The following is a 3,637-nucleotide window of genomic DNA, read 5'->3' as shown; positions in this document are numbered from 1 at the left end:
CTGGCCGGCGAGAACGGTACGCAGCTGAAGAACGTGGCGAATGCAACGGACGACGGCGATGCGCTGAACCTTGGCCAACTGAAGGAAGCCGGTCTGGTGGCGCAGGTCGACCCGAACGATCCGAACAAGGGCGTGACGTCGCTGGCCGTGACATACGACGATGCGTCGAAGGCGAAGGCAACGCTGGGCGGCACGGACGGCACGATCCTGTCGAACGTGAAGGCCGGCGTGGCGGACAAGGACGCGGTGAACGTGAGCCAGCTGAAGGGCTCGGGCCTGATCGGCGACGACGGCAAGTCGATTGCTGCAGTGACGTACGACAGGAAGGCCGATGGCGCGACGAACTACGGTTCGGTAACGCTGGGCGGTGGAAAGTCCGTGAGCCCGGTGAAGCTGTCGAATGTCGCGCAGGGTACGGCCGGTACGGATGCAGTGAACGTCGATCAGCTGGCCGGTGCGATTCGCGACGTGGAAGGCGGCATGAATCCGCTGTCGGTGTCGTACGACGATGTATCGAAGACCAAGGCGACGCTGGACGGAGCAGGCGGCACGATCCTGTCGAACGTGAAGGCCGGCAAGGCTGACATGGACGCGGTGAACGTGAGCCAGCTGAAGTCGTCGGGCCTGGTCGGTGAGGATGGCAAGTCGATTGCTGCAGTGACGTACGACAGGAACGCCGACGGCACGACGAATCTCGGTTCGGCGACGCTGGCTGGTGTGAACGGTACGCAGTTGAAGAACGTGGCAGATGCAACGGACGACGGCGACGCGCTGAACCTTGGCCAGCTGAAGGAAGCCGGTCTGGTGACGCAGGTCGATCCGAACGATCCGAACAAGGGCGTGACGTCGCTGGCCGTGACGTACGACAACGGCGACAAGGAAAGCATCACGCTGGGCAACGCCGGTACGCCGGTGGCGATCCACAACGTGGCCGATGGCGTGCTGTCGGCGACGAGCAAGGACGCGGTGAACGGTTCGCAGCTGTACGCGACGAACCAGGACATTGGCGACCTGCGTGACTCGCTGAAGGACGGCGGTGTGATCGATCCGACGACGGGCGAATCGCTGGCCGTGACATACGACGATGCGTCGAAGGCGAAGGCAACGCTGGGCGGCGCGGACGGCACGATCCTGTCGAACGTGAAGGCTGGTGTGGCCGACAAGGACGCGGTGAACGTATCGCAGCTGAAGGGCTCGGGCCTGATCGGTGAGGACGGCAAGTCGATTGCTGCGGTGACGTACGACAGGAACGCCGACGGCACGACGAATCTCGGTTCGGCGACGCTGGCCGGTGTGAACGGTACGCAGCTGAAGAACGTGGCGAATGCAACGGACGACGGCGATGCGCTGAACCTTGGCCAGCTGAAGGAAGCCGGTCTGGTGGCGCAGGTCGACCCGAACGATCCGAACAAGGGCATGACGTCGCTGGCCGTGACATACGACGATGCGTCGAAGGCGAAGGCAACGCTGGGCGGCACGGACGGCACGATCCTGTCGAACGTGAAGGCCGGCGTGGCGGACAAGGACGCGGTGAACGTGTCGCAGCTGAAGTCGTCGGGCCTGGTCGGTGAGGACGGCAAGTCGATTGCTGCGGTGACGTACGACAGGAAGGCCGACGGCACGACGAACTACGGTTCGGTAACGCTGGGCGGTGGAAAGTCCGTGAGCCCGGTGAAGCTGTCGAATGTCGCGCAGGGTACGGCCGGTACGGATGCAGTGAACGTCGATCAGCTGGCCGGTGCGATTCGCGACGTGGAAGGCGGCATGAATCCGCTGTCGGTGTCGTACGACGATGCGTCGAAGGCGAAGGCGACGCTGGGCGGAGCAGGCGGCACGACGCTGTCGAATGTCGCGGCGGGCAAGGCGGACATGGACGCGGTGAACGTGTCGCAGCTGAAGTCGTCGGGCCTGGTCGGTGAGGACGGCAAGTCGATTGCTGCAGTGACGTACGACAGGAACGCCGACGGCACGACGAATCTCGGTTCGGCGACGCTCGCTGGTGTGAACGGCACGCAGCTGAAGAACGTCGCGAATGCAACGGACGACGGCGATGCGCTGAACCTTGGCCAGCTGAAGAGCACGGGCCTGGTTGGCGAAGACGGTTCGGGCAATCTGACGTCGCTGGGCGTGACGTACGACGACGCGACGAAGTCGGACATCACGCTGGGCAACGCCGGTACGCCGGTGGCGATCCACAACGTGGCCGATGGCGTGCTGTCGGCGACGAGCAAGGACGCGGTGAACGGTTCGCAGCTGTACGCGACGAACCAGGACATTGGCGACCTGCGTGACTCGCTGAAGGACGGTGGCGTGATCGACCCGACGACGGGCCAATCGCTGGCCGTGACATACGACGATGCGTCGAAGGCGAAGGCGACGCTGGGCGGCACGGACGGCACGATCCTGTCGAACGTGAAGGCTGGTGTGGCGGACAAGGACGCGGTGAACGTGAGCCAGCTGAAGGGCTCGGGCCTGATCGGCGACGACGGCAAGTCGATTGCTGCGGTGACGTACGACAGGAAGGCCGATGGCACGACGAACTACGGTTCGGTAACGCTGGGCGGTGGAAAGTCCGTGAGCCCGGTGAAGCTGTCGAATGTCGCGCAGGGTACGGCCGGTACGGATGCAGTGAACGTCGATCAGCTGGCCGGTGCGATTCGCGACGTGGAAGGCGGCATGAATCCGCTGTCGGTGTCATACGACGATGCGTCGAAGGCGAAGGCGACGCTGGACGGAGCAGGCGGCACGACGCTGTCGAATGTCGCGGCGGGCAAGGCAGACAAGGACGCAGTGAACGTTTCGCAGCTGAAGTCGTCGGGCCTGATCGGTGAGGACGGCAAGACGATTGCTGCAATGACGTACGACAGGAACGCCGACGGCACGCCGAACTACACGTCGGCGACGCTGGCGGGTCTTGGCGGCACGACGCTGTCGAACGTGAAGGCCGGCAAGGCCGACATGGATGCGGTGAACGTGTCGCAGCTCAAGTCGTCGGGCCTGATCGGCAACGATGGCAAGGCACTGGCTGCAGTGACGTACGACAAGAATGCGGACGGCACGCCGAAGTACACGTCGGCAACGCTGGCGGGTGAGGGTGGCACGATTCTGTCGAACGTGAAGGCTGGCGTGGCGGAGCGGGACGCGGTGAACGTGTCGCAACTGAAGTCGACGGGCCTGATCGGCGAGGACGGCAAGACGATTGCTGCAATGACGTACGACAAGAATGCGGACGGCACGCCGAACTACACGTCGGCGACGCTGGCGGGTCTTGGCGGCACGATGCTGTCGAACGTGAAGGCCGGCAAGGCCGACATGGATGCGGTGAACGTGTCGCAGCTGAAGTCGTCGGGCCTGATCGGCAACGATGGCAAGGCACTGGCTGCAGTGACGTACGACAAGAATGCTGACGGCACGCCGAAGTACACGTCGGCAACGCTGGCGGGTGAGGGCGGCACGATTCTGTCGAACGTGAAGGCTGGCGTGGCGGAGCGGGACGCGGTGAACGTGTCGCAACTGAAGTCGACGGGCCTGATCGGCGAGGACGGCAAGACGATTGCTGCAGTGACGTACGACAAGAATGCGGACGGCACGCCGAACTACACGTCGGCGACGCTGGCGGGCCCTGGCGGCACGACGC

General features: G+C 64.3%; 1 protein-coding gene. It reads left to right on the top strand.

Features of this window, described 5'->3' with window-relative positions; genetic code table 11:
* On the top strand, positions 1-3,637 hold a 3,637-nt coding region (locus tag AC3WLT_RS08000), incomplete at both ends, for a beta strand repeat-containing protein (RefSeq protein ID WP_492591348.1).

The organism is Paraburkholderia sp. FW306-2-2C-D06C, assembly GCF_058781505.1.
The sequence above is the reverse complement of the archived record's forward strand: the minus strand, read 5'-3'. Positions and strand labels throughout refer to the sequence as shown.